Genomic DNA, 421 nt, shown 5'->3' with positions numbered 1-421 from the left:
CACGCAGCTGCCAATACAATTGCAGCCAGGCGCGAAGCACCGCAGGCAGGAAGTAAACGGCGAACAGAATCACCGGAATCCGTGCTTCCGGGGTCGCCATATTCACCAGGTAAATACCTGCTGCATACGCAGCCAGCGCAAATACCAATTGCAACGCTCTGTAGAGCAGCGGCTGAGCCTTCAAAGGCGACAGTGCCTTCTCGGAAACTTGCCCTGCTGACCGAAAGATCGTGTTCATCATCCTTCTCCTTCAATGAACGACAATGCTTTGATCAGCGGCCTTCTTGATACATCAATCTCAAGGCTCGCTGTAAAGCCATTGTGTGGTACACAATATTTGAGCCAGATGCCCCTGGGTCGCTTATGGCTACCCGTTCACCTTTTGCTCAACCTCACCACTGGCCGATGTAACTTTGCCGTG

The 421-nt window shown here is 52.7% G+C and carries 1 protein-coding gene; it reads right to left on the bottom strand.

What is annotated here, in order from left to right; genetic code table 11:
- Positions 1–241, bottom strand: a 241-nt coding sequence (locus A3754_RS00510) for a hypothetical protein (protein WP_063518555.1), incomplete at its 3' end; no start/stop codon positions are given.
- Positions 242–421 lie beyond the last annotated feature (180 nt).

Source organism: Alcanivorax sp. HI0083 (assembly GCF_001635175.1).
The sequence above is the reverse complement of the archived record's forward strand: the minus strand, read 5'-3'. Positions and strand labels throughout refer to the sequence as shown.